This window comes from Aestuariivita sp., from assembly GCF_049276915.1.
Lineage (GTDB): Bacteria > Pseudomonadota > Alphaproteobacteria > Rhodobacterales > Rhodobacteraceae > Aestuariivita.
The window spans coordinates 1-1,929 of the sequence record NZ_JBASXK010000052.1; the positions used below are offsets into that span (position 1 = coordinate 1).

Consider the following 1,929-nt stretch of genomic DNA (forward strand, 5'->3'; position numbering starts at 1 on the left):
GTCTATCTCAAACCGCTCAGCACGCGAGGTTTTTCAGACGTTCCTTAAACAATCCGTTACTCTGTGATAAGGGTTTTGGATCAACAGCCTGAAAACAGGCGAAAAATGGATTTTGGACAGTGATAAAATACACATTTCTGGCGCTGGTCGCCTGTTTGGCCCTGCTTGCCGGAAGCCCAGGCTCCGCGCAGATGCTGCCAACCAGCAGTCAATCGGCAGAGACATCGGTAACCATTCCATCCCCAATGACGCCCGAGATAGCGCGGGCGCTGATGGCGGAGTTGTCTGACGCTGACGTGCGCGCGCTCCTGTTGCAGCAGCTGGACGCTGTGGCCGATCAAACAGCACCGCAAGCGGCGGCTCGATCAAGCGTCATTGATCGATTGGCCAACCTGTGGGGCTCTTTCACAACGCCTGTGCGACTGGCCGTCGGCCGAATTGGCACCATTCCAGATGCCACAAATCGCGCGATTGCCCAGTTCATCGAAACCCATGGCGGGCCCGGGTCTGTCCTCGCGCTCTTCGGGATGATTGCGGCAATCGTCCTTGCAGCCTACGGGATCGAGTTGCTCTCGCGCCGCCTGATCAAAGTAAGCGAGGTCAACCAAGTATCGCAAGACGCCGGACTGGTGCCTGCCCTGTCCTATCTGGCGCGCCGGTTCTTTCGCGAAATCCTTGGTCTGATCGTCTTTTACGTGTCCCTGAGAATAATCGGATCGGCCGTTCTGACGCCCGTGCAATTGGCCTTTGCAGGCCCCATGGTCGCCAATCTCATCTGGTTCCCCAGGCTGGCTGCTGCCTGCTCGCGGTTTCTGCTGGCTCCAGAAGTGCCTGCGCTGCGGCTGGTCAATGCAGATGACGCAGGTGCCACCTTCCTGTACCGTCACCTCGTGGGACTGGTGCTGTGGTCTGGCATCACCATGTTCACAGTTTCCTTTTACACCACGAACGGCATCCCCACCGGTGAAACATACATCGGATTCTGGCTGGACAGCTTCGTATACATCTATCTGATCTGGATCATCTGGAGCGCCCGCGACACCCTGCGGCAGATGATGCTTGGCAAGGATCCGGACCGTACTGAGTTCGACATTGTTCTGTCGAATAACTTTCCCTTCTACGGCATCGTTGTAACGCTTGGAATCTGGGTTTTGGTCCAGACGTTGCTTGGTTCGGGCAACATGGCCGAAGTGCTTGCCGGGGCGCATTATGCAACGCTGTTCTGGCTGCTGATCGCTCCGGTGATCGACACGGCCATTCGCGGTCTCGTGCGGCATCTGGTGCCCCCGATGATCGGCGAAGGCCCCGTGGCCGAGCGCGCCCACCTGGCGACCAAGCGCAGCTATATCCGCATTGGCCGGGTGATCGCCATCGGCGCAATCCTGTTCGTGATTGCCGGTGTGTGGGATGTCAGCTTCAGCACCCTCATTCAGGATGGAGCCGGCATTGGCGACAACGTGTTCCGCTTCTTGCTGACCGTGGTGGTGGGCTATCTTGTCTATGAGGGCAGCTCGCTCTGGGTGAACCGTCAACTTGCCGCCGAGCAGACTGCACGGGGCATGACGATGGAAGACGCCGATGCAGAAACGGGTGGCCCAACCAGCTCGCGTCTGTCCACAGTCCTTCCCTTGCTTCTGATGACCACGCGTACAACGGTTGTCGTTATCTTTGGCTTGCTGGCCATCGGCAATCTGGGCATCGACATAACGCCGCTTCTGGCTGGTGCCGGTATTCTGGGTCTGGCCATTGGCTTTGGTGCGCAGAAACTGGTTTCAGATGTTGTATCGGGTGTTTTCTTTCTAATCGATGATGCCTTCCGCGTTGGCGAATATGTCGACATCGACGGCACCATGGGAGCGGTCGAAAAAATCTCGATCCGGTCGATGCAATTGCGCCATCACCGTGGCGCGGTGCACACGATCCCATATG

At 57.7% G+C, this 1,929-nt stretch carries 1 protein-coding gene; it reads left to right on the top strand.

The annotated features are described in order from the left end of the window. Window positions 1–245: 245 nt before the first annotated feature. Window positions 246–1,929, top strand: a 1,684-nt coding sequence (locus tag WAO69_RS05670) for a mechanosensitive ion channel family protein (RefSeq protein ID WP_422177083.1), incomplete at its 3' end; no start/stop codon positions are given.